This is a genomic window from Anaerosporobacter faecicola (genome assembly GCF_012070565.1).
Lineage (GTDB): Bacteria > Bacillota > Clostridia > Lachnospirales > Lachnospiraceae > Anaerosporobacter > Anaerosporobacter faecicola.
This window is the reverse complement of sequence record NZ_JAAQRO010000011.1, coordinates 1-23,964: the sequence shown is the minus strand read 5'-3', so window position 1 is coordinate 23,964 and position 23,964 is coordinate 1. Positions and strand designations below refer to the sequence as shown.

Sequence of the window (23,964 nt, the reverse complement as noted above, 5' to 3'; positions counted from 1 at the left end):
AAAACAAAAACAATTTTCAAGAATTACATGGTTGGTTCCATGCATTTCATTGAAAATTGTTTTTTTATTCCATACTAGAGAAGAAGGGATTGTATATTGAATGACGTATTGTCCCTTATAGCTTTTATATTAGTTTTCCTTGACTGGTTCCACACAAACAATCGTACGCTCAATTTTATGATCTATAATGGACAAAACTTGAATATGCAAGTTATCAATATCAATTTCAAAAGTTGTGCCATCATCCGGAATACAACCGTAAGAACCGAAGATCATTCCACTAAACGTATCATAATCTTCGCAAGGTAGTGCAACATTTAGTTCCTTTGAAACTTTTTCTAAGGGAGCACAACCACGAATCTTCCAAGTGGATGAATCAATCCGTTCAATCTCAGATTCCTGGTTCATCTCTTTCTCCGTGGGTTCTAAATCACCAACAAGCTGTTCCAATAGATCACTCATAGTTACAATACCAACCATTCCACCGTATTCATCAAGTACAACTGCAAGATGGTTATGGGTTGCTTTCATTTGACGAAATAAAACATCAGCACAAACGGTTTCAGGAATAAAGTAAGCCGGTTTAACGGCGTGTTCTAAAATTAATTCCTTTGTTTTGGTTTCCAGACGAAAATAATCTTTGGCATTCAGAACACCAATTACATGGTCAACTGTTTCATCACAGATCGGGTAAAGAGAATGTCTTGTTCCGTGTATTGTTTTTGCCCATTCTTCTATGGATTCTTCCAGCCATAGTAGGGAAATATCTGTACGGTGAGTAGCAAACTCTCCAACATTCAAATCATCAAATTCAAATACATTCTGAATCATTTCTTTCTCTTCCGGATCAATCACACCTTTTTCGCTACCAACATCAACCATCATACGAATCTCTTCTTCACTGACATGTTCTTCTTCCGTATTGGGATCAATACCAAATAGACGGAGAATTGTATTGGTGGAAAGAGTTAAAAACCATACGATTGGAGCAAACAAATGGGAGATGAATGTGATTAATGAGGACATGGCAAGAGCCAATGGTTCCGCTTTTTTCATCGCAATTCGTTTGGGAACAAGTTCGCCAAATACAAGTGTAAAGTAAGATAAGAGTAACGTGATTAAGATAACGGATATGGAATCTAGTGTTTTGGCAGGCAACGAAATTCCAATCTGTATTAGCCATGTTACCAAATAATCCGAAAAATTATCAGCAGCAAAGGCACTTCCTAAGAAACCAGAAAGTGTGATAGCAACTTGAATTGTAGCGAGGAATCGTGCGGGCTGGCTTGTAAGTCTAGCAAGTCGCATAGCACGTTTGTTACCGGCAGCAGCCATGGAGGCAAGCTTTGTGTCGTTCATAGAAATGATCGCAATTTCAGCACAGGCAAAAATTGCATTTAGTAGGATTAATAAAATTTGTAATATAAATTGCATTAACATTATTTCTTTTATTCACTCTCTTTCTTTTTATTAATGTACATTTAATAAATGACATTTTTTAATAAATCTTTCGTGTTTTTTGTTTGAATGGTGATAAATAAGCACACAAAAAAGCATGCCTACTCTCGTTTGAAAAAGTAGGTATGCTTCTCAATATGTAATACCACGGATTATCCGCGTCACTATCCTCACTATTAGATTGGTCCATTATAAAGCGGCCTCCTTATCAATTGCTCTGTTAATTGTCTCATAAGAAATGCTAGGAATATGAAGTAGCATGACTTTAATTGGATTATACCAAAGAATTATCAGAAGATGTGAAAAATCTTTGGATATTAGCAGAATCTTAACAAATTGGAAAACACTCTTATTCGAGCAATGGTTTGTGAAGGATTTTTTATCTTCTACTTGTTGAATGAAGGATATGTATTTATAATAGAAAAGAAACGATTTGAAAAAATGTCAGAAATCACTTTATATTAGAAATTTATTTTCCGAAGAAAGAAAACATATGGGTTCAATAATAATGGAAATGGTTTAGGTTGTAATCAGAAAGGGGTTTGTCGATGGAACAGAATGAGGAGTATCAAAACGTACAAAAGTTAAAGGAGAATATGGAACGGGTGATTCTTGGAAAAAGTGCTGTAATCGATCTGGTGCTTACGGCATTATTGGCAGAGGGACATATTCTATTAGAAGATATGCCAGGTACCGGTAAAACAATGTTGGCAAAAAGTCTTGCTACGTCTTTACAACTTGCTTTTTCGAGAATTCAGTTTACACCAGAATTATTGCCTTCCGATGTAACCGGTTTGAATATATATAATCGAAAAACTGGGGATTTTGAATTCCACAAAGGACCAGTTTTTTGCAATATCTTATTAGCAGATGAAATCAACCGTGCTACACCAAGAACCCAATCAAGTTTACTAGAATGTATGGAAGAAAAACAGATCACAGTAGATGGTGTTACAAGAAAACTAGAGGAACCATTTTTTGTAATCGCAACACAGAATCCAATTGAGACAGCGGGAACATTTCCTTTACCAGAAGCGCAATTAGACCGATTTCTTATGAAGTTATCCATGGGGACTATGACAGGAGAAGAGGAAGAAGCAATGCTATTTCGGTTCCTGGAGGGAAATCCCCTACAACAATTGCATTCGGTAATTTCGAAAGAACAGTTACTTGCCATGCGTGGGAAAGTAAAAGAAGTCTTCGTACATAAAGAATTAATTACCTATATAAGCAATATTGCACAGGCAACGCGAAAGCAGAAGGATATTTTAGTTGGAATCAGTCCAAGAGGTAGCCTTGCCCTGTTACGGAGTGTACAAGCTTATGCGTATATGCAAGGAAGAAATTATGTTGTCCCGGAAGATATAAAAGAAATTGCGCCTTATGTGTGTGCCCACCGCTTGCTCTTACAAGGTGGTTATATAGAAAGAGGAGCAGATGTAAAGTGCATGCAGTCTGTCTTGGAACAGGTTAATGTTCCTACAGAAGAATGGAGTCGATAAGATGGATCTAATACTATTCTTCTTGATTATTGTTCTGGTGACGAAAGTTATGGAAAGAATCTATGAAAAGATCTGGTATCGGCAAGTGAATGCCTGTGTCACTTTTGAGGAAGAGGAAGTGGTGGAAGGAGAAGGAGGAACAATCACAGAAGTTCTGGAAAATGCAAAAGGAATACCTTTGCCTTCTATTATCTTAAAATTTGCGCTGGATCGGTCCATTGATTACTTATTACCGGAAAATACAAGTAAGTCTGATTTTCAGTATCGAAATGATTGTATTGTTGCCATGCCTTATGAGAAGATTACAAGAAAATTTCAAGTGACATATAGAAAACGTGGATATTTTACGATTTCAGAGGTGCAGTTAGTAGCAAGTGATCCACTTTATAAAAATATATATATCCAAAAGATTACTGAAAATGCTGCAATCTATGTATATCCAGGCTGTACGAAGTGTAAGGAAGTTATACCATGTATGGAACGGATGATGGGAGAGTACCTTAATCAGCGATTTTTGTATGAAGACCCCTTTGCATTTCGAGGGATTCGCAATTATGAATCCACTGATCCAATGAAAAAGATCAACTGGAATGTATCAGCAAAAACAGGTGAGCTGATGGTAAACCAATATTATGATAGCAATCATTGTTCCATTAGCATATTTTTAAATCTGGAAAGCGAAGGCATGCTCTATTATGAGGAACTACAGGAGGAATCTATACGTATTGCGCGTACCTATCTAGAGAGATTTCTACAAAAAGGTATTCCGATTAAACTGATTACCAATGGTATGGATGTCGTGAATCAGACGCCAATCTCCATTGAAGAAGGTGCTGGATGCGGACATTTACAAGAAAGTTTACGCAAATTAGCACGGATTCAGATAAAGCAGGAAATGCCTTCATTTTTGTCTTATTTAGAGGAAGCCAATCATCAGAAATGTGGAATGGCTGTTTTAATCAGTGTATCCCAGTCGGAGGCATTGCAGGAAGCATTTGAACAGTTTATAGGGAAAGAAGGGTATGGACAGTGGATTATTCCTGTCCATCTTTCTACAGAACGAAGAATTACATCAACCAAGGTAGAGGTAGTGTACGGGGAGGTGATCTAGATGGTGGAATTCTTATTTGATGCCATTGCACAGTATTTATTTCAAGCAATGTTCTATGTTAGCCTTTACTCTTTTCTCATGCAGGCTGATACAAGACCAATTGCGGGGATCCTATTCCTATTGCCATTTAGCTTCTTGTTAACACTGCTTCGCCGTTATAGTAAAAAATTCTGGGTCTTCTTGATGGGGTTGGTTGTTTACGGAACTATTCTGGCAACGTTCATTTCAATGGTTGGAAAGAATGCAATCCTAATGAGTGCTGTTATTCTGTTCTGTATAATGGCTTTTATAATTCGCATCGTTCCATCAGCAAAAGTATTTGAACAGCCGAATAATATACCTCTTGGTACAATGGGAATCATATACATCATTCTTGAATTCATACAATATGAACAGGCAGGAACCCTTGCCTTTTGGATTGTTTTCCTCTATATTCTAGTTTATCTTTTGAATAGAAATTATCAGAATATGATGAACTATATTGTAAGCAGAAGAAGAACGACCATTATGGCAGAAGGAAAAATCAAACATGCATTTCATACACATATTACACTCTACATAGGGGGATTAGCATTAATCATGCTATTGTTTGCCACAATTTCCTTTGACCATATGTATCAATCTATGGTAACAAGTTTTACCGAAATTACGAATAGGAAGGAAGCAAATCCAGTGGAATTCGGTGCAGAGAAACCCAGTTTCGATAATGTGTTTCAAGAGGAAAAAGAGATAAAGGAGCCATCTCCCTTGTTCCTGCTGATTGAAAAAGTGATACGTGTTCTGATGAGTCTAGTGACAGTAGCAATTATGCTAGTAATGTTCGGTTTTCTTTTGCGTGGAATCTATCTAGGATTTTACAATCGAAAACGGGGAAAGAAGGAAGAGCAACTTTTTGCTTCTGTAGAAATGAGAGAGCGTATTGAGAAGAAGAAACGAAACCCTCCCACAGAACCTGAAGAGAAGGATCTTCGCATGCGACTAAGAAAGATTTATCGAAAGAAAATGTTTGGATTCTGGAAAAATACGAATAAAAATCCTGCCAATACGACTCCAAATGAACAAATGCTTTTAAAGAGAGCCAAAGGCTCTCATATGCAACAAGAAGCCATCCAATTATATGAGAAAGCACGCTATAGTAAGCAAGACATAACAGAAGAGGATATTCGTCATATAAAGGATTCCTTTCGTGAAAAACAGAGGAAGAATGAGTGAAGAAACAATTCGTCACCGTTTGAGAATTATGAGAGAGATAAAGTTATGAAAAAAGTGGTGCATTGATAAGAAAATAATAGTTGTAATTTAAGAAATCTTAGCATATTCTTAACTAGACTAGAAACACGTATATCAGTAGAATAAACTTGGGGTACTTTCTTTTAAGCTATTGACCCTCAAAAAGATTACAAGTAAGGGAGAGAGGAAATGGCAGTATTTATTACAATTGTTGCGTTAATTATTCTAATATGTGTCGTGCTCAATAAAATATCCAGTCGTCTAGGGATACCTACATTGTTGGCGTTTATTCTATTGGGTATGCTTTTAGGAACCGATGGCGTTTTTAAAATTCCATTTGATGATTTTCATATGGCAGAGCAAATCTGTTCTGTTGCATTGATCTTTATTATGTTTTATGGTGGATTTGGTACCAAGTGGAGTGAAGCGAGACCCGTTGCAGGAAAGGCGGTTTTGTTATCTTCACTAGGTGTCATCTTGACTGCATTCATCACAGGTTTTTTCTGTTATTTCATATTACATATCCCTTTTTGGGAGAGTATGTTGCTTGGCTCGGTGATCAGTTCTACAGATGCCGCTTCTGTGTTTTCCATACTTCGATCCAAACGATTAAATCTACGTGATCATACAGCATCACTATTAGAAGTAGAGAGCGGAAGTAATGATCCTTGTTCCTATATGCTCACGGTGATTATGTTGGCTGTTATGAATGAGAAAGCAGATGGTGGTGAAATCATTCTTATGATCGTGGCACAGATTGTATTAGGTGTGGTATTTGGGGCAGTTGTCGCATACTGTGCGTATCTATTTCTGAAACATTTTCATTTTGCAACCGAAGGTTTTGATATGATTTTTGTTGTATCGGTTGCATTGATCGCCTATGCATTACCTAGTATGCTTGGAGGAAATGGTTATCTTAGCACCTATTTAGTAGGTGTAATCTTGGGGAATCGACCATTTCATAATAAAAAGGCATTGGTACATTTCTTTGACGGGCTAACAGGATTGATGCAGATTCTGGTATTCTTCTTATTAGGATTACTAGCATTTCCTTCACAGATTCCACAAGTTGTTCTGCCAGCTATTGCTATTGCATTGTTTCTTACCATTGTGGCAAGACCGATTTCTGTTGCATTGTTGCTGATACCATTCCACAGTTCTTGGAAACAACAAGTCATAGTGTCCTGGGCAGGATTACGAGGGGCTGCCTCTATTGTTTTTGCCGTGATGGCAACGATTAATTCTGCGAATACCAGCAAAGATATCTTTCATATTGTGTTCTGTATCGTACTGTTTTCTATATTAATTCAGGGCTCTCTTATTCCATATGTAGCAAGAAAGTTGGATATGATCGATAACTCCGATGATGTTATGAAAACATTTACGGATTATGCGGATGAAGTACCTATACAATATATTCAGTTACAGGTTAAGAATGGGCATCCTTGGATTAATAAGAAGATACAAGAATTGTCTCTTCCGCCAGATACACTTATTGTAATGTTGAAACGGGGGGGGAAGAATATTATTCCTCGAGGGCAGATTATACTCAAGGATGAAGATCGTATCATTCTTACAGCAGCAGCACCAGTGGATTTAGATGGTATCTCCTTAATGGAAAGAAAGATTACCAAGGGAGATGAATGGATTGGAAAGTTGATTTCAGAAATCGGTAAAGAAGAGAAGAAATTGATTATTATGATTCAACGGCAAGAACGAATCATAATTCCAAATGGAAGGACGATGATTCAAGAAAAGGATATTCTTGTGATTAATGGAGAAGAAAGTTAAAGTATAAAGGGTCAAAAGATGATTCACACATGCGAGTCGTGAAAGGATCTTTTGACCTTTTCACATAAACGAATTGTTTAGTTGGTTTGCAACTTCCACAATTCGATAACATTCGCACATTATGGTAGTATTACCAATCACCTACTATTACATATATGTTAATTAAATGTTACAATTGTGTTACATCAATGACCAAAGGAGAAATGAAAGAATGATGAATTTGAAAAAAATGGCATTTGCCGTAGCAATGATGGTAACAGTAGGAACAGTAGCAACTCCAGTAGCAGGAGCTCAAGCTGCAAGTAACTGCGCGATACAGACAACGAATAACTGTAATTTCTCAAAAGGAAAATTGAACTATAAAATTACAGGAAAAAATACTTGCACTGTAACTGGTTTAACAAACAAAAGTGCGAATAGTACTTCTTGCAATATTCCTTCTACAGTAACTTGTAACGGTAAAACTTACAAAGTGACAGGTATAGCAAATAACGCATTTAAAAACTGTGATAATTTAAAATCCGTTACATGTTCTAACTCTGTAAAAACAATTGGTTCTAATGCATTTGCAAACTGTGATTCTTTATCAAAAGTAACACTTGGAAATAGTGTAAATAAAGTAAGTAACAATGCATTTGGCAACTGTAATAATTTGAAAAAGATCACATGCAAAAGCAATATCAAAACAACAGGTTCTAACTGTTTTGGTAATGCAGCAGTAAAGTATTCTAGATAAGGCACTTAAAGTTTACGATGACTTTGAAAAGCGATCTTAGGGCTAATTTCAAAAACATTGTAAGACGAATAGTAAAAAAGATGATCTCTAAACGGTTTCACATAAAATTCGTTTGGAGGTCATTTTTCGTAATTAGGATACAAGGGACACCATGGGTTACATGCTTGTATGAAAAAGGCTGACTATAGAACATATTAATTGTAATTTATTAGCCTTCCATGTTGTAAATACAGGCTTCCTTATGTTAAAATAAAAATGAAAGAAAAAGTAGTATACAAATACTTAGAAATAATGCTATAATAGTACTGTTTGAGTAGCATGTACCATTACGGAAACCATCGTTTCGTGTGTTGTACATGACTTTTGTTATGTACAAGAATGCGGATTGATACAAGTTACTATATTTACAACATAATTACGTAATTGCATTACGTAATAAGACAGTTTTCTTATGTTGTATCAATAAGAAACTTGTCAATACTTAAATTATAAGCTAATTGAAAGGTATGATGGATGATGAAGACTTGGAATAGAGTTTTGTTAAAACTTAGTGGTGAAGCTTTAGCCGGAGACAAGAAAACAGGATTTGATGAAGCAACTTGTATCGAAGTAGCGAAACAAGTAAAAGAGCTTGTTGATAAAGGTGTCGAAGTAGGTATTGTAATCGGTGGGGGTAACTTCTGGAGAGGAAGAACGAGTGAAACGATCGATCGTACAAAAGCAGACCAAATCGGTATGTTAGCTACTGTAATGAACTGCATCTACGTATCAGAAATCTTCCGTTATGTTGGTATGATGACACAAGTATTAACACCATTTGAATGTGGTTCAATGACAAAACTATTCTCGAAAGATAGAGCAAATAAGTATTTTAAGAAGGGAATGGTTGTATTCTTTGCAGGTGGAACAGGACACCCATACTTTTCAACAGATACTGCTACGGTTCTTCGAGCAGTGGAGATTGAAGCAGATGTTATATTATTAGCAAAAGCAATTGATGGCGTATATGATAGTGACCCTAAGGTGAATCCATCAGCGAAGAAATACGATGAGATTTCAATATCTGAAGTGCTAGATAAGAAATTAGCGGTCATTGACCTTTCTGCGACGATCATGTGCTTGGAAAACAAGATGCCGATGATGGTATTTGGTTTGAATGAGCCAAATAGTATTGTCAACACCGTACATGGTAAATTTACAGGTACAAAAGTAACTGTATAATTATAAGAAATTTTGGAGGTATTATTATGGATTCAAGAATTCAACAATTCGAAGTTAAGATGCAAAAATCATTAGAGAGTTTAAGTGAAGAGTATACTGCAATTCGTGCAGGTAGAGCAAACCCTCATATCTTAGATAAACTTAAGGTAGATTATTATGGAACTCCATCAGGAATTCAATCTGTTGCGAATGTTACTGTACCGGAAGCAAGAGTGATTATGATTCAACCTTGGGAAAGCAGTTTGATCAAAGAAATTGAGAAAGCTATTTTAACTTCAGATCTTGGCTTAACACCAAGCAATGATGGTAAAGTAATTCGTCTTGTATTCCCAGAACTTACTGAGGAAAGAAGAAAAGAATTAGTAAAAGATGTTAAAAAGAAAGCAGAGAATGCAAAAGTAGCAATTCGTAATATTCGTCGTGATGCAAACGATGCAATTAAGAAATTAAGCAAAGCAAATGAAATCTCTGAAGATGAAGTAAAGAACTTAGAAGATCAGGTACAAAAAGTTACAGATAAGTATGTTGGTGAAGTTGATAAAGCTATGGAAGCAAAATCAAAAGAAGTTCTTACTGTATAGGAATGAAATACAGAGAGTTAATAGTAGGGAGCGTGTAGCCCTGAATAACTACATGCATAAGAAAAATCGGGTTGTTTCTGTCCTATATGAGACAGAGCAATCCGGTTTTATCGCATTATAGCAGGAGGAATCTAGTTTGGCGAATAAGAATGACCTCGAAGGATTACAAATCCCAGAACACATTGCAATCATTCTTGATGGGAATGGAAGATGGGCAAAAAAACGTATGATGCCTAGAAATTATGGGCATGTACAAGGCAGTAAGAATGTAGAAAGAATCTGTAGGGCAGCCTATAACATGGGTGTAAAATACCTTACGGTATATGCATTTTCCACGGAAAACTGGTCTAGACCGGAAGATGAAGTTGAAACAATCATGAAATTATTGAATAATTATCTCAAAGATTGTATTAAATTGACCACAAAGAATAATATGAAAGTACGCGTAATTGGCAACATATCTCGTTTGGATGAATCCATGCAAAAGAGAATTCGGGAATTAGAAGAGATTAGTGCATCCAATACAGGATTGAATCTTCAAGTTGCACTCAATTATGGTTCGAGAGATGAAATCTTACGTGCAATGAAACGTATGATGGTAGATTATGATAAAAAGGCAATATCGCTTGATGAAATAGATGAAACTTTATTTAGTGAATATTTAGATACGAAAGATATTCCAGATCCTGATCTGTTAATCCGTACCAGTGGAGAACAGAGATTATCCAACTATTTATTATGGCAGATGGCATATACGGAGTTTTACTTTACCAATGTGTTATGGCCAGACTTTAGTGAAAAAGATTTGGAAGATGCAGTACGGTATTACAATTCAAAAGAAAGACGGTTTGGGGGACTAACAAACGGATAGGAGAGTCGTATGTTTTGGGTGCGTTTTAGAAGTTCGATCATGTTAATCGTGATCACATTATTCACAGTAATCTTGGGAGGAGATTTGTTGTTTGCTGTAACTTGTCTAATCTCGTTTATTGGATTAACAGAATTATATAAGTTATTGAAAGTAAATAACAGCATTGTAGGATACATAGGCTATCTTGCTTGTGCGGCATACTATGCATTAATCTATTTTAAAGAAAAAGAACATTTTATGTTATTGGTTATTGCATTTATGCTTGTTTTAATGATCGCGTATGTATTTGCATTTCCAAAATATCGTTCAGAACAGATTTGTTTGACTTATTTTGGATTGTTCTATGTAGCAGTAATGTTATCACACATCTATCAAGTACGCATGCTTGATGATGGTTTATGGTTAGTATGGTTATTATTCATTGGTGCCTGGGGATCGGATACTTGTGCTTATCTGGTTGGAATATCAATCGGAAAACATAAGATGACACCAAAGTTAAGCCCTAAGAAATCCATTGAAGGCGGTATTGGAGGAATCCTTGGTGCTGCATTGATTGGATTTATCTATGGATTGGCGATTCAAAGCAAAATCAGTTCCATTGATAATCCACAGATTGCTTTTGCAATTATATGTGGAGCATCTAGTATTGTTTCCCAGATTGGAGACTTAGCTGCTTCTGCAATGAAGAGAAATTATGAAATCAAAGATTATGGGAAATTAATTCCTGGTCATGGCGGAATTCTGGATCGTTTTGACAGTATTATATTCACTGCACCAATCGTTTATTATCTGGCAGTATTTTTAGGAAACTAACACATACTTTAAAGAACCCTTGCAAATGCACGAATTGTTCCGTTGTGATGCAACTCTCACAATTTGTGTAACAAGGGTCAACACGTCATTCACTTATGTGCGAGCTGGGCGTGAAATGACCTTTTGACCCTTGCAAATGCACGAATTGTTCCGTTGCGTTGCAACTCTCACAATTCTAAAATTCGCAATCCGCGCAAAAGCGCTACTTGCTCATTTTATGCGGGTCAACACGTCATTCACTTATGTGCGAGCACAACGTGAAATGACCTTTTGACCCTTGCATTGAAACTTATAGAAAGGAACCATGTTTGTGGGTAGTGTAAGAGTGAACATGGATAAGAACATGAAGAAAATAGTAGTTCTTGGATCAACAGGTTCCATTGGAACACAGACATTAGATGTCGTTCGGAATAATGCAGATATGGAGATTGTTGCACTAGCAGCAGGTTCCAATATTGCATTGTTAGAAAAACAGATTAGAGAGTTCAAACCACGTATGGTATGTGTGTGGGATGAGAAGAAAGCAAAAGAATTGAAGATAGCAGTAGCAGATTGTCAGGTTACCGTAACTTCTGGAATGGAGGGATTACTTTCTCTTAGCGTAATGGAGGAAGCTGATGTTGTCGTAACAGCTATTGTTGGTATGATTGGTATTCAACCAACGATTGCGGCGATCAAAGCGGGAAAAGATATTGCTTTAGCCAATAAGGAAACCCTGGTAACTGCTGGTCATATCATAATGCCTTTAGCCAAAGAATATAATGTTAAAATCCTTCCTGTGGATAGCGAACATTCTGCAATTTTTCAGGCACTTAACGGAGAAAATTATGAGCGAATCAGTCGAATTCTTTTAACTGCATCAGGTGGACCTTTTCGAGGATTTAGCAAGGAACAATTAGCGAATGTAACCCTAGAGGATGCATTGAAACACCCGAATTGGTCAATGGGTCAAAAGATTACCATTGATTCTGCAAGTATGGTTAATAAAGGACTAGAGGTAATGGAAGCCAAATGGTTGTTTGGCGTTGATTTTGATCAGATTGAGGTTGTCATTCAACCTAAGAGTGTGATTCATTCGATGGTTGAGTATGTAGATGGTGGTGTGATCGCACAACTTGGTACACCTGATATGAAATTACCAATTCAGTACGCCTTAACGTATCCGGATCGTCGACCACTTCCAGGGGATCGTTTAGATTTCAAGACATTGTCTCAAATCTCTTTTGAAACACCAGATTATGAAACATTTCGTGGATTAGCACTGGCATATGAAGTAGGAAGAATGGGTGGCAGTATGCCGACTGTCTTCAATGCAGCCAATGAAAGAGCAGTAGCAAAATTCCTTGCGCGTAAGATCGATTTCCTTACGATCTATGAACTTATTGAAGAGTCTGTTCAAGCACATCATAAAATAGAAAATCCGACGGTTGAAGAAATCTTGGCAATTGAACAAGAGACGTATGACAGAATTGAAGCAAAATTAGGAGATTGTTAATTTGATTTATTTCATGTACAGACACAATAGGATCGAATGATGCCTGTATATGGATAACAGTTGACGTAAACAGAAAGGATAGGTATAAGTCATGAATATTATTATAGCTATATTGATATTTAGCTTGATCATAATCATCCATGAACTGGGTCATTTCCTATTGGCCAAGAAGAACGGAATTACAGTCGTTGAGTTTTCCGTTGGTATGGGACCGAGATTGATCAGCTTCGTAAAGAAAGGAACAAGATATTCCTGGAAACTATTCCCGGTTGGTGGTTCCTGTATGATGTTAGGAGAAGATGAGGAGAATGATGATCCAAATTCTTTTGGTAAAAAAGGAGTATGGGCTAGAATCTCTGTTATTGCAGCAGGTCCAATCTTCAACTTTATCTTAGCATTTGTCCTTTCAATGATCGTAGTTGGAAAAGTGGGATATGATCCTGCTATGATCGTACAAGTTGGAGAGAATACACCTGCAGAGGAAGCTGGGCTTCAACAGGGTGACGTAATCGTAGCAATGAATGGATCCCATGTAGATAATGGCCGTGAGGTATCCTTCTATCTGTTCTTCCATCCAACTTCTGAAAAGGATGTTACGTTGACAATCAATCGTGATGGGAAAGAGATGGATATTACCATGACCCCTGTGAAAAACGAAGCTGGGGAATATAAGATGGGATTTGTTTCAAATCTTGGTAGAACAAAAACCATTGCAACAACAGGAAAATCCATGAATGCCTTTGACGTAATCAAATACAGTGCGATTGAAGTGAAATGTTGGATTGGTTCCGCTATACAGAGTGTGGGTGGTTTGATCACTGGACGGGTATCAACCAATGACCTTGGCGGCCCTGTAGCAATCGTAGATATGATTGGTGATGGAATTGATAGTACGAAGTCAGAAGGTACAACGGCAGTGCTCATGCAGATCTTCTATATGAGTATTTTGTTAAGTGCGAATTTAGGTGTAATGAACCTATTACCATTACCAGCTTTGGACGGTGGACGTTTGGTATTCTTACTAATTGAAGCAGTTCGAGGCAAACCAGTTGATCCAAAGAAGGAAGGCTTCGTCCACATGGTTGGGTTAATGCTTTTGATGCTTCTTATGGTTTTTGTAATGTTTAATGACGTGAGAAGAATATTTGGGTAGATTTATTGTAAAACCAAATACATGAGTAGGAGGAGGTGTAGTATGGTGTCAATTGACATCGATTACATCTCTTTCCTTACGTTCATGTTTCATAGGTGTAATTGATGACCAGAATATGAAGTAATATAATACATTGGTTCCCTTTGTCTTCGTTTGGAATAAATGGATTATTCATTTTGGTTGAAGTGTGTTAAAATGATGTAAGGTTGCTCAATGACTTTTGATCCTTGCATGATCAAATGACTGTTAGGAGGAAGAGAGATGTATCGTGATAAAACAAAAGTAATTCGGATTGGTGATCGTGTTATTGGAGGTGGAAATCCGATTTTAATACAATCAATGGCAAATACAAAAACAGAAGATGTGAAAGCTACAGTGGCACAGATTCAAGCATTAGAAGATGCTGGCTGTGACATTATTCGTGTTGCAGTTCCAACGATGGAAGCTGCAATTGCGTTGGAAGAGATTAAGAAACAGATTCATATTCCTTTGGTAGCAGACATCCATTTTGATTATCGGTTAGCCATTGCGGCAATGGAACATGGAGCAGATAAGATTCGAATTAATCCAGGGAATATAGGTAGTATAGAACGTGTGAAAGCAGTTGTAGATGTTGCGAAGGAGAGAAATATCCCAATTCGTGTTGGGGTGAACAGTGGTTCTCTCGAAAAAGAATTGGTAGAGAAGTATCACGGTGTGACATCAGAAGGGATCGTAGAAAGTGCATTAGACAAAGTACGAATCATTGAAGAGATGGGATATGATAATCTTGTCATCAGTATTAAATCTTCTGATGTATTAATGGCTGTAAAAGCCCATGAATTGATTGCTACGAAGACCGACTATCCATTACATGTTGGAATTACAGAATCGGGTACCATTTTATCCGGTAATATTAAATCTAGTGTAGGACTTGGAATCATCTTACATGCAGGTATTGGTGACACCATTCGTGTTTCCTTAACGGGTGACCCTGTGGAAGAAGTAAAATCAGCAAAATTAATCCTTCGTACCCTTGGTTTACGAAAAGGGGGAATCGAAGTGGTATCCTGCCCAACTTGCGGAAGAACACAGATCGACTTGATTGGTCTTGCGAATAAAGTAGAGGCGATGGTACAGAAGTATGATCTGGATATTAAAGTAGCTGTAATGGGATGTGTCGTAAATGGTCCGGGAGAAGCAAAAGAAGCCGATATCGGTATTGCTGGCGGTAAAGGTGTGGGCATGTTGATCAAGAAGGGTGAGGTTGTGAAAACATTGCCAGAAGATCAGTTGTTACCTACATTAGAGGATGAATTAAAGAATTGGGGTCGTTAAGATTGTGAAATGATCTTTTGCCCCTTGCAGATGCACAAATTGTATAGAGGAGGTTGTGTACATGAAGATGCAGTTTTTTCAAGTGTTTGAAACATTACAGGTTACAAAAGAGTTACAAGATATGTTTGAAGACACCGTGATCGAACGTGTTGCAGCTTCTCGTGTGAATCAGGAAGTTAAGATCTATATGATGAGCACGCATTTGATCAAGCGGAAGATTGTTAAGAAGATGCAGTATCAGATTAAGAAACAACTTTTTGATGATACAAGTAATGATGTTCGTCTGTGTGACCGATATGAATTATCTGCCCAATATACACCAGACAAACTAATGAATGCATATTATGACAGCTTCTTAGAAGAAATGAAAGACAGTAGTGTCTTAGAATATAATCTCTTCAAAATGGCGAACTATCGGGTAGAAGGGGATACCATTGAGTTAGAGATGGAAGATAATTTTGTTGCTCGGAATAAAGCGAATAATATCAAACGAATACTGGAAGATAATTTTAGCAGTCGGTTTGGTTATGCCATTCAAGTTAAATTCCAATATGTAGAACCACCAGAAGAAGAGCAGGAAGATGAACAGATGTCATATGCGAAGGCAATGCGTCAACATCATCAGATGCAGGATGAGGATGAAGGTTACGTTGCAGCTACCCAAGAGGGAAGTGGACATGGCAATGGGAATGCGGAAACTGGAAAAGAAGCAAATCAACCTGTTCCAAAACCAGCACCAAAAGCAGATGGTGGTAAAGCAGAGTCCTCGAAACCGGAAAAATCTAAGTATGGAAGCTATAAGAAATTACCACCAGATCCAGATACAATCTATGGAAAAAGTTTTGATGGCGAAACCTCAGCAATTGTTGATATTCAAGATGAAGTAGGAGAAGTGGTGGTACGAGGTAAAGTTCTTAAGTTAGAAGCAAGGGAACTTCGAAATGAAAAGACGATCATTACTTTTGCTGTAACTGATTTTACGGATACAATCTCGGCCAAAATCTTTTTAAAGAATGAGCAAGTAGAAGAGGTTACCTCCGTATTGAAGAATGGAATCTTCATTAAGATGAAAGGTATGGCATTAATGGACAAATATGATCGAGAGATCACCATTAGTTCCATCGTCGGTATCAAGAAAATTCCTGACTTCACAACGTCCCGTATGGATAATGCACCTGTTAAACGTGTGGAATTACATGCGCATACCATGATGAGTGATATGGATGCGGTTGTCGATGTAAAGACGTTAATCAAACGTGCAATGTCCTGGGGGCATTCTGCAATTGCAGTTACGGACCATGGAGTTGTGCAGGCATTTACCGATGCAAATCATGTGGTAGAGAAGTCGGATTTTAAAGTAATCTACGGTGTAGAAGCCTACCTAGTCGATGATCTGAAGGATATTGTGGAGAATAACAAGGGGCAGTTCCTAGATGCACCAAGTGTCGTATTCGATATCGAAACAACCGGATTTGGTCCAGTCAATGATAAGATCATTGAGATTGGTGCGGTTAAAGTGATTAATGGGGAGATTCAGGATCGCTATTCCACTTTTATAAATCCAGAAATACCGATCCCATATGAGATTACGAAATTAACCAGTATTCAAGATGAGATGGTCATGGATTATCCAACGATTGAACAGATTTTACCGGAATTTCTTGCTTTTTGTAAAGGCTGCGTATTAGTAGCACATAATGCGTCTTTTGATGTTGGATTTATCACGAAGAAAGCAGAACAACAAGGAATCGCAACGGATTTCACCGTCATTGATACGGTAGCTATGGCCCGTGTCTTACTGCCGAACTTAGCAAAATTCAAATTAAATGTGGTTGCCAAAGAACTTGGGGTATCCTTGGAAAATCATCATCGTGCAGTAGATGATGCTGGAGCGACAGCAGAGATCTATGTAAAATTCATTCAGATGCTACGAGAAAAAGACGTTACCACTATGGATCAACTGAATGAGATGAGTAAGTTGTCTGCGGATATGATTAAGAAGCTACCAACGTATCATGCTATCATTTTAGCACAAAACGACATTGGTAGAATTAATCTGTACAAATTGATTTCCTACTCCCATATTAATTACTACAGTCGTAGACCGAGAATTCCGAAGAGTGTGTTCCTAGAAAATAGAGAAGGACTATTGATTGGATCTGCTTGTGAGGCAGGAGAGCTGTATCAAGCAATTCTTCGAAATCAATCGCGGGAAGAAATTACCCGATTGGTGGAATTTTATGATTATCTGGAGATTCAGCCACTTGGTAATAATGATTTCATGATTCGAAGTGATAAGATTGATGTAAAATCCAAAGAAGATTTGATCGAAATCAATAAGAAGATCATCGCGCTTGGTGAGGAGTTCAATAAATTGGTTGTAGGAACATGTGATGTGCATTTCCTTGATCCAGAGGATGAAGTATATCGTCGAATCATCATGACGGGAAAAGGATTTAAGGATGCGGATGAACAACCACCTCTTTATCTGCGAACGACAGAAGAGATGTTAGAAGAGTTTTCTTATCTTGGAAAAGAAAAAGCGGAAGAAATCGTAATTACCAATACCAATAAGATTGCAGATATGATCGAGAAGATTTCTCCGGTTCGTCCAGATAAATGTCCTCCTGTTATTGAGAATTCTGATGAGGATCTTCGTAAGATCTGTTATGATAAAGCCCATGCCATGTATGGGCCAAATCTTCCAGAACCAGTACAAGCAAGGTTGGAAAAAGAGTTAAAATCCATTATTAATAATGGATTCGCCGTTATGTATATTATCGCCCAGAAGTTAGTTTGGAAATCCAATGAAGACGGGTATCTGGTTGGTTCCCGTGGTTCGGTAGGTTCTTCCTTCGCCGCTACCATGTCTGGTATTACGGAGGTAAATGCATTGCCTGCCCATTATTACTGTACGAATTGCTATTACTCCGATTTTGATTCCGATGAAGTAAAAGCATTTGCAGGAAAATCTGGTTGTGATATGCCAGATAAGCTTTGTCCGAAATGTGGGGAGCCACTGAAGAAGGATGGACATGAGATTCCATTCGAAACGTTCCTAGGATTCTATGGAGATAAAGAACCGGATATCGATCTTAACTTCTCTGGAGAGTACCAAAGTCATGCCCATGATTATACGGAGGTTATCTTCGGTAAAGGTCAGACCTTCCGTGCAGGAACCATTGGTACCTTGGCAGAGAAGACTGCTTATGGATACGTGTTGAAATACTATGAAGAACACGGAGAGCATAGACGGAGAGCAGAGATTGAGCGAATTGTAGAAGGTTGCGTTGGTGTTCGACGAACAACAGGACAGCATCCCGGCGGTATTGTTGTATTACCACTGGGTGAAGAAATCTATTCTTTTACGCCGGTACAGCGACCAGCCAACGATATGACTACCCAGACAGTAACCACACATTTCGATTACCACTCCATCGACCATAACTTATTAAAACTTGATATACTTGGACACGATGATCCTACCATGATTCGTATGTTGCAGGATTTAACGGGAATCGACCCACTGACCATACGTTTTGATGATGCGAAAGTATTGTCCTTGTTTGAGAATTTAAGTGCCCTGAATCTAAAACCAGAAGATTTGGGCGGATGTGATTTGGGTTCCTTAGGAATCCCTGAGTTTGGTACAGACTTCGTTATGCAGATGCTACGTGATACAAAACCAAAGACATTTTCGGATTTGGTTCGTATCTCTGGATTATCTCATGGTACAGACGTTTGGTTGAATAATGCGCAGTATTATATTCAAAATGGAAATTGTACCTTATCCACCGCAATCTGTACTCGTGATGATATCATGACCTATTTAATCCATACGGGCGTAGAGAACGGTCTTGCTTTTAAGATCATGGAGAGCGTTCGTAAGGGAAAGGGTTTAACGCCAGACATGGAAAAATCCATGATTGAGGCAGGTGTACCAGACTGGTATATTGAATCCTGTAAGAAAATCAAATACATGTTCCCAAAAGCCCATGCAGCGGCATACGTTATGATGGCATTCCGTATTGCGTATTTTAAAGTATATCAGCCAGTGGCATACTATACTGCGTATTTCAGTATTCGTGCATCTGCATTCAACTATGAGTTGATGTGTCTTGGTCGAGAGAAACTGGAATACTATATGGCGGATTATAAGAAACGGTACAATGATCTGACCAAGAAGGAACAAGATGTCCTGAAAGATATGAAGATTGTTCAAGAAATGTACGCGAGAGGATTTGAATTCGAGCCAATTGATATCTATCGAGCAAAATCCCATCATTTCCAGATTTTTGACGGAAAGATCATGCCATCTCTAAACAGTATTGATGGATTAGGTGATAAGGCAGCTGAAGCAGTTGTATTGGCTGTAAAAGACGGAAAATTCTTATCCCTTGATGATTTCAGACAACGTACCAAAGTTAGTACAACGGTAATTGATAACATGGTCGAGCTTGGTATTCTATCTGATTTGCCAGCAACAAACCAGATATCTTTGATGGATTTCTTGCAGATATAGCCTGGTGGTGTACAATCGACTTGCAGCATCGAAGTGAAGAGTGTGTTGGTCAACTTCGGCGATTAAGTCGTCATGCTTTGCTTTTATTAAAATGGTGTAAATCAGCGAGTGGATTTGACATTATATCAAATTTTAAAATAATTTTGAGTATTCCATAAGAAAAAATGGAATGATAAGCATATAAAGTATTGAAACGAAAGCAGCATAGATTCGTAATAATAGGGATGGAAGATCTGTCATGATTCTTTCATGAAATGTTATAACGAGGATATGCTGTTTTACTTCGACGGTTCCTTCGAACAAATATAAAATAATTATTAATTCAGCAAAAAATAGTGTCCTTTTTATTCATATGTGTTACAATACATCATATAGTATTCAATACTACAAGATGCAACATTCAAGTATTATGATAGAGTAGAGCGGATTGAAAGAAATTACTGAGAAAGGGAAAATATGCAAATCACCTCTTTCAATCTTAGATTTGCGCCAAACTGAACATTAGTATAGCAAACGTCATTATATTGATGTCAGAGAGGCTTACGGTATGTATTATGGAATATCAAATCATTAGCGACGGTTCATGTGATTTATCATTTGAATTCGCAAAAGAAAAGAACATAGAAATTATACCATTTTATGTTTCTTTTGATGGGGAGAATTATTATAAAGAGGGAATTGAAGTTGATCATGATGAGTTCTACAGAAGAATGATTGAGGAACACGTATACCCGAAGAGTTCTTTACCATCAGTACAGGATTTTGCGGATGTTTTCGAACGTTATGCAAAAGAGATGATTCCAACAATCTGTATCTGTATCACTTCCAAATTCAGTGGCTCTTATCAGTCTGCGTGTACCGCAAGAGAACTTGTGTTGGAAAAATATCCAGAAGCAGTCATTACTGTAATCGATTCTAAGATTAATACGGTACTACAGGGAATCTATGTACGGGAAGCAATCCGTATGAGAGAAAATGGCGTATCTTATGAAGAGGCAATAGGTCATCTTGAACGAATAAAATCCACAGGACGAATCATATTCACCATCGCGAGTATGGATTATCTCAAGAAAGGTGGTCGTATTGGTAAGTTACTAACCTTTGCCAGTGATACTTTAGGTATTAAGCCGTTGATTGTTTTGAAAGAAGGAGAAATCTTCCCAGCAGGAATCACCAGAAGCAGAGAAAAAGCCAAAAAGAAATTGATTGACTTAGCAAAAGATCATTTTAAGAAGACTGGAGAAGATCCTAATCTGTATTCCTTTACAGTAGGAACGGGTGTGGACTTTGACGAAGCAGAGAAATTCAAAGAGATGCTGAATGAGGGACTTGGGATAGAAGTTCCATTTATCTCAAGAATTGGTGTGACGATTGGTACCCACACAGGCCCACATCCACTGGGAATGGCATTTGTAAAGCGATATGATGCGTAGATAGAATAACAATAGAATAGCATTGGTTTATGGTTTGACGATAAACATAAATACAACTTTCATAGATTGCAATCATGAGTAAAGACAGACGTTGTCATTTGCTGAATGCAGTTTACTGAAAGTTGTTTTTTTATTACAAGGGTAAGTTAGAAATTTATATTAATAACCAAATATTGACAAATTAAAAAGAATAGGGTAATTTATATATAGGAATCGATTTGAGGTAAAAGATTAAAGAAAAAGAAAAGAATTGCACGAAACTGCAATAGGAAGAGTTTGTTCAACATAAGCATGAAACAGCAAAATGATGGAGAATGATCAGCAACAGCAAAAAACGTAATAAGAAACAGCATAATATATGCAAACAAATTACAGTAAAATATAACAACAAAATACAGGAGGGGAAGAAGCAAATGCAGCAGAATACAAAGAAAGAAGATGTACATAAAAAGAACGTGGGAAGGTATCTGATCATCATATTGGTAGAAGTATTAGCGGTTGGTATTGCTCTTTTGTTCTTAGGGCAATACAAGGATCAGAATACTAGGAAGCAGATGCTCTTTCATGGAACGCTTGGAAATCTTGCAGCACAATCGCTTGATGAAATGAGTGTTGCTGTTAGTACGGCAAGTGCAGCTAAAAGTGCGGAAGAATTAGAAACAGGGGAGAAAAAGAGTAACAGCAAACAGGCTGAAGAAGAAACGGAAGATACGGAGAAAGAGAGGGCAGGAGAATCGACTTCAACAGCAGAAGATGGTAAACAAGCTACAGATACGAGTAGTTCAGACCAAGAAGAGAAGTTAACAAAAGAAGAAAAAAAGCAACGAAAAGAAGTAGAAGATCTATTAAAGAATATGACGATAGAAGAAAAAATCTGCCAGATGTTTATTGTGTCCCCAGAGGAACTAACGAATTATTTCAATGTTACCGTGGCAAAAGCAAATACAAAGCGAGCAATTAATCAATATCATGTTGGAGGAGTTGTGTATTTTGCTAGTAATATTAAGAGTGAGAGCCAGTTAAAAAAACTTCTGAAGAATACCCAAACGTATGCAACACAAGATGGTGGAATTCCGATGTTCCTTGGTGTTGACGAGGAAGGTGGCGAAGTAGCAAGACTTGCCAATCATAAGAATATATCGGTTCAACAATTCTCTTACCTGTCCAATGTATCTTCAACAGAAGAAGCCTATTCCATTGGGAACACAATTGGTACCTATCTGAATGAGTTTGGATTTAATCTGAACTTTGCTCCAGATGCAGACGTATTAACAAACAAGAAGAATACCGTAGTAAAGAATCGCTCTTTTGGAAGTGATGCGACTACCGTTACCGATTATGCAAAAGCGTATACAGAAGGCTTACAGGATGAAGGAATCTATGCTACCTATAAGCATTTTCCTGGACATGGAGCGACGAAAGAAGATTCACACAAAGAATTTGCTTACATTGATAAGACCTATGAAGAATTATTGGAGAACGAATGGGTACCTTTCCTTGATGCAATTGAGAAGAAGATGGACATGATCATGGTCGGTCATATCTGTGTACCAAAGATTGTAGGACACGATACACCAAGTTCACTCTCAAAAGTTATGGTAACGGACATCCTACGAGAAAAACTTGGTTATGATGGTGTCATCATTACAGATGCCATGAATATGGCAGCAATCAGCAACAACTATTCCATTGAAGAATCAACCGTAGCAGCAGTAGTAGCAGGTTGCGACATTATACTCATGCCAGCTGATTTTCGAAAGGCATATAAGGCTATATTGAAAGAGGTTAAGGCAGGAGAGATTACGGAAGAACGACTGGATGAATCTGTTCGGAGAATCCTGTTATTAAAGAAGCAGCGATTGGATTGGTAAGGGTATAGTAAGAGTATATCTTGCTTGGTACACTTGGTTATCAATAATCTGCATTTACAGAAAATGTATAGTAAAACAGGATATAAAATAGGGAATCTACATAAGATGACCAAAATATTCATCTTTTTTAAAAAAGTTTAAAAAAATGCTTGCAAAAGAAAATATTCTGTGTTAATATTAATTACGTTGTAAGGCTCGTTGGTCAAGCGGTTAAGACGCCGCCCTCTCACGGCGGAAACAGGGGTTCGATTCCCCTACGAGCTGTCTTAAAAAAGCTAGTATTTATAAGGGCTTGAGGATTTTCCTCAAGCCCTTATAATTTTGTCTGATGGATTACAATCCAAAGTTCTTATAAGAAAATGTGGTATGCGTGTGATGTCGAATATTCAAAGAACTTCAAATGCTTTAGTTGGGTATAATGGAAATAGATAAGCTCAAATAGTCAAAAGGATTGACTTAGTGATTGACTAGAAAAAGCAATTGCTAATCCTTTCGTTTACTGGCTTGTAGAGGTACAAGTTTCTTTGATTCTCCTACGAGCTATTCATAAATAAGGTAGAATTAAAAGGGTTTGAGGAAATTTCCTCGAACTCTATTTTTGTGTACAATATTAGTAAATATTATAATTTTGGGTTTCGTTAGGGATATACTGAAATTCTCATTTTGATTTTTCTATGTCATTCTCCTATAGAGAGAGTAGGGGGGAGTATACCAGCTCAAGGCTTAAGGATTAGGTAAATTGTAAAATTAAACGCAACACATTTCATACCAACTAAGTAGAAATAAGTTAATATAAATTAGAATAAGATAAGTTGCATTTCGGTTTACAAAAGATTGGTATATATGCTATATACTGATC

Annotated in this window: 16 protein-coding genes and 1 tRNA gene; 16 read left to right on the top strand and 1 reads right to left on the bottom strand. The window is 37.4% G+C overall.

From position 1 onward, the window contains the following. Positions 1-129: 129 nt before the first annotated feature. Complete coding sequence (locus tag HBB17_RS07240) at positions 130-1,434, bottom strand: hemolysin family protein (RefSeq protein WP_330588177.1); 1,305 nt, start codon at positions 1,432-1,434, stop codon at positions 130-132. Positions 1,435-2,006: 572 nt separating this feature from the next. Here HBB17_RS07240 and HBB17_RS07235 point away from each other — a divergent pair. The 16 genes from HBB17_RS07235 (at position 2,007) to HBB17_RS07160 (ending at position 23,369) form a co-directional block, all read left to right on the top strand. Beyond that, positions 2,007-2,960, top strand: coding sequence for an AAA family ATPase (locus HBB17_RS07235; protein ID WP_167956825.1), 954 nt, complete (start codon positions 2,007-2,009; stop codon positions 2,958-2,960). Position 2,961: 1 nt separating this feature from the next. After that, a complete protein-coding gene (locus HBB17_RS07230; RefSeq protein WP_167956824.1) occupies positions 2,962-4,071 on the top strand; it encodes a DUF58 domain-containing protein in 1,110 nt (369 codons plus the stop codon). Beyond that, positions 4,072-5,283, top strand: coding sequence for a hypothetical protein (locus HBB17_RS07225; RefSeq protein WP_167956823.1), 1,212 nt, complete (start codon positions 4,072-4,074; stop codon positions 5,281-5,283). Positions 5,284-5,490: 207 nt separating this feature from the next. Further along, on the top strand, positions 5,491-7,092 hold the full coding sequence (locus HBB17_RS07220; RefSeq protein WP_167956822.1) for a potassium/proton antiporter: 1,602 nt from the start codon (positions 5,491-5,493) through the stop codon (positions 7,090-7,092). Positions 7,093-7,303: 211 nt separating this feature from the next. Continuing rightward, positions 7,304-7,828 carry a leucine-rich repeat domain-containing protein gene (locus tag HBB17_RS07215; RefSeq protein WP_167956821.1) on the top strand — a complete coding sequence of 175 codons (525 nt, stop codon included), beginning with the start codon at positions 7,304-7,306 and terminating at the stop codon, positions 7,826-7,828. Between the two features lie 516 nt (positions 7,829-8,344). Next, on the top strand, positions 8,345-9,049 hold the full coding sequence (gene pyrH, locus HBB17_RS07210; RefSeq protein WP_167956926.1) for a UMP kinase: 705 nt from the start codon (positions 8,345-8,347) through the stop codon (positions 9,047-9,049). A 26-nt stretch (positions 9,050-9,075) separates the two neighbouring features. Next, a complete protein-coding gene (gene frr / locus HBB17_RS07205; protein ID WP_167956820.1) occupies positions 9,076-9,630 on the top strand; it encodes a ribosome recycling factor in 555 nt (184 codons plus the stop codon). A gap of 136 nt (positions 9,631-9,766) precedes the next feature. Then, positions 9,767-10,501, top strand: a complete 735-nt coding sequence (locus tag HBB17_RS07200) for an isoprenyl transferase (RefSeq protein WP_167956819.1) — start codon at positions 9,767-9,769, stop codon at positions 10,499-10,501. 9 nt (positions 10,502-10,510) lie between these two features. Continuing rightward, positions 10,511-11,314, top strand: a complete 804-nt coding sequence (locus HBB17_RS07195; RefSeq protein ID WP_167956818.1) for a phosphatidate cytidylyltransferase — start codon at positions 10,511-10,513, stop codon at positions 11,312-11,314. A 343-nt stretch (positions 11,315-11,657) separates the two neighbouring features. Beyond that, complete coding sequence (gene dxr, locus HBB17_RS07190) at positions 11,658-12,809, top strand: 1-deoxy-D-xylulose-5-phosphate reductoisomerase (RefSeq protein WP_167956817.1); 1,152 nt, start codon at positions 11,658-11,660, stop codon at positions 12,807-12,809. A gap of 91 nt (positions 12,810-12,900) precedes the next feature. Continuing rightward, positions 12,901-13,962 carry an RIP metalloprotease RseP gene (rseP, locus tag HBB17_RS07185; RefSeq protein ID WP_167956816.1) on the top strand — a complete coding sequence of 354 codons (1,062 nt, stop codon included), beginning with the start codon at positions 12,901-12,903 and terminating at the stop codon, positions 13,960-13,962. Positions 13,963-14,223: 261 nt separating this feature from the next. After that, on the top strand, positions 14,224-15,279 hold the full coding sequence (ispG, locus tag HBB17_RS07180) for a flavodoxin-dependent (E)-4-hydroxy-3-methylbut-2-enyl-diphosphate synthase (protein WP_167956815.1): 1,056 nt from the start codon (positions 14,224-14,226) through the stop codon (positions 15,277-15,279). Positions 15,280-15,340: 61 nt separating this feature from the next. Next, complete coding sequence (locus tag HBB17_RS07175) at positions 15,341-19,801, top strand: PolC-type DNA polymerase III (protein WP_167956814.1); 4,461 nt, start codon at positions 15,341-15,343, stop codon at positions 19,799-19,801. Between the two features lie 554 nt (positions 19,802-20,355). Further along, positions 20,356-21,234, top strand: a complete 879-nt coding sequence (locus HBB17_RS07170; protein WP_167956813.1) for a DegV family protein — start codon at positions 20,356-20,358, stop codon at positions 21,232-21,234. Positions 21,235-21,647: 413 nt separating this feature from the next. Further along, the gene (locus HBB17_RS07165) at positions 21,648-23,105 is read left to right on the top strand and encodes a glycoside hydrolase family 3 protein (protein WP_167956812.1); all 1,458 of its coding nucleotides are present in this window, start codon (positions 21,648-21,650) and stop codon (positions 23,103-23,105) included. Positions 23,106-23,297: 192 nt separating this feature from the next. After that, a tRNA-Glu gene (locus HBB17_RS07160) sits at positions 23,298-23,369 on the top strand. Positions 23,370-23,964 lie beyond the last annotated feature (595 nt).

Excerpts from the sequence above, each read along its gene's own strand:
- HBB17_RS07240 (WP_330588177.1), bottom strand. The coding sequence starts at position 1,434 with ATGCAATTTATATTACAAATTTTATTAATCCTACTAAATGCAATTTTT.
- HBB17_RS07235 (WP_167956825.1), top strand. The coding sequence starts at position 2,007 with ATGGAACAGAATGAGGAGTATCAAAACGTACAAAAGTTAAAGGAGAAT.
- HBB17_RS07230 (WP_167956824.1), top strand. The coding sequence starts at position 2,962 with ATGGATCTAATACTATTCTTCTTGATTATTGTTCTGGTGACGAAAGTT.
- HBB17_RS07225 (WP_167956823.1), top strand. The coding sequence starts at position 4,072 with ATGGTGGAATTCTTATTTGATGCCATTGCACAGTATTTATTTCAAGCA.
- HBB17_RS07220 (WP_167956822.1), top strand. The coding sequence starts at position 5,491 with ATGGCAGTATTTATTACAATTGTTGCGTTAATTATTCTAATATGTGTC.
- HBB17_RS07215 (WP_167956821.1), top strand. The coding sequence starts at position 7,304 with ATGATGAATTTGAAAAAAATGGCATTTGCCGTAGCAATGATGGTAACA.
- pyrH (WP_167956926.1), top strand. The coding sequence starts at position 8,345 with ATGAAGACTTGGAATAGAGTTTTGTTAAAACTTAGTGGTGAAGCTTTA.
- frr (WP_167956820.1), top strand. The coding sequence starts at position 9,076 with ATGGATTCAAGAATTCAACAATTCGAAGTTAAGATGCAAAAATCATTA.
- HBB17_RS07195 (WP_167956818.1), top strand. The coding sequence starts at position 10,511 with ATGTTTTGGGTGCGTTTTAGAAGTTCGATCATGTTAATCGTGATCACA.
- dxr (WP_167956817.1), top strand. The coding sequence starts at position 11,658 with ATGAAGAAAATAGTAGTTCTTGGATCAACAGGTTCCATTGGAACACAG.
- rseP (WP_167956816.1), top strand. The coding sequence starts at position 12,901 with ATGAATATTATTATAGCTATATTGATATTTAGCTTGATCATAATCATC.
- ispG (WP_167956815.1), top strand. The coding sequence starts at position 14,224 with ATGTATCGTGATAAAACAAAAGTAATTCGGATTGGTGATCGTGTTATT.
- HBB17_RS07175 (WP_167956814.1), top strand. The coding sequence starts at position 15,341 with ATGAAGATGCAGTTTTTTCAAGTGTTTGAAACATTACAGGTTACAAAA.
- HBB17_RS07170 (WP_167956813.1), top strand. The coding sequence starts at position 20,356 with ATGGAATATCAAATCATTAGCGACGGTTCATGTGATTTATCATTTGAA.
- HBB17_RS07165 (WP_167956812.1), top strand. The coding sequence starts at position 21,648 with ATGCAGCAGAATACAAAGAAAGAAGATGTACATAAAAAGAACGTGGGA.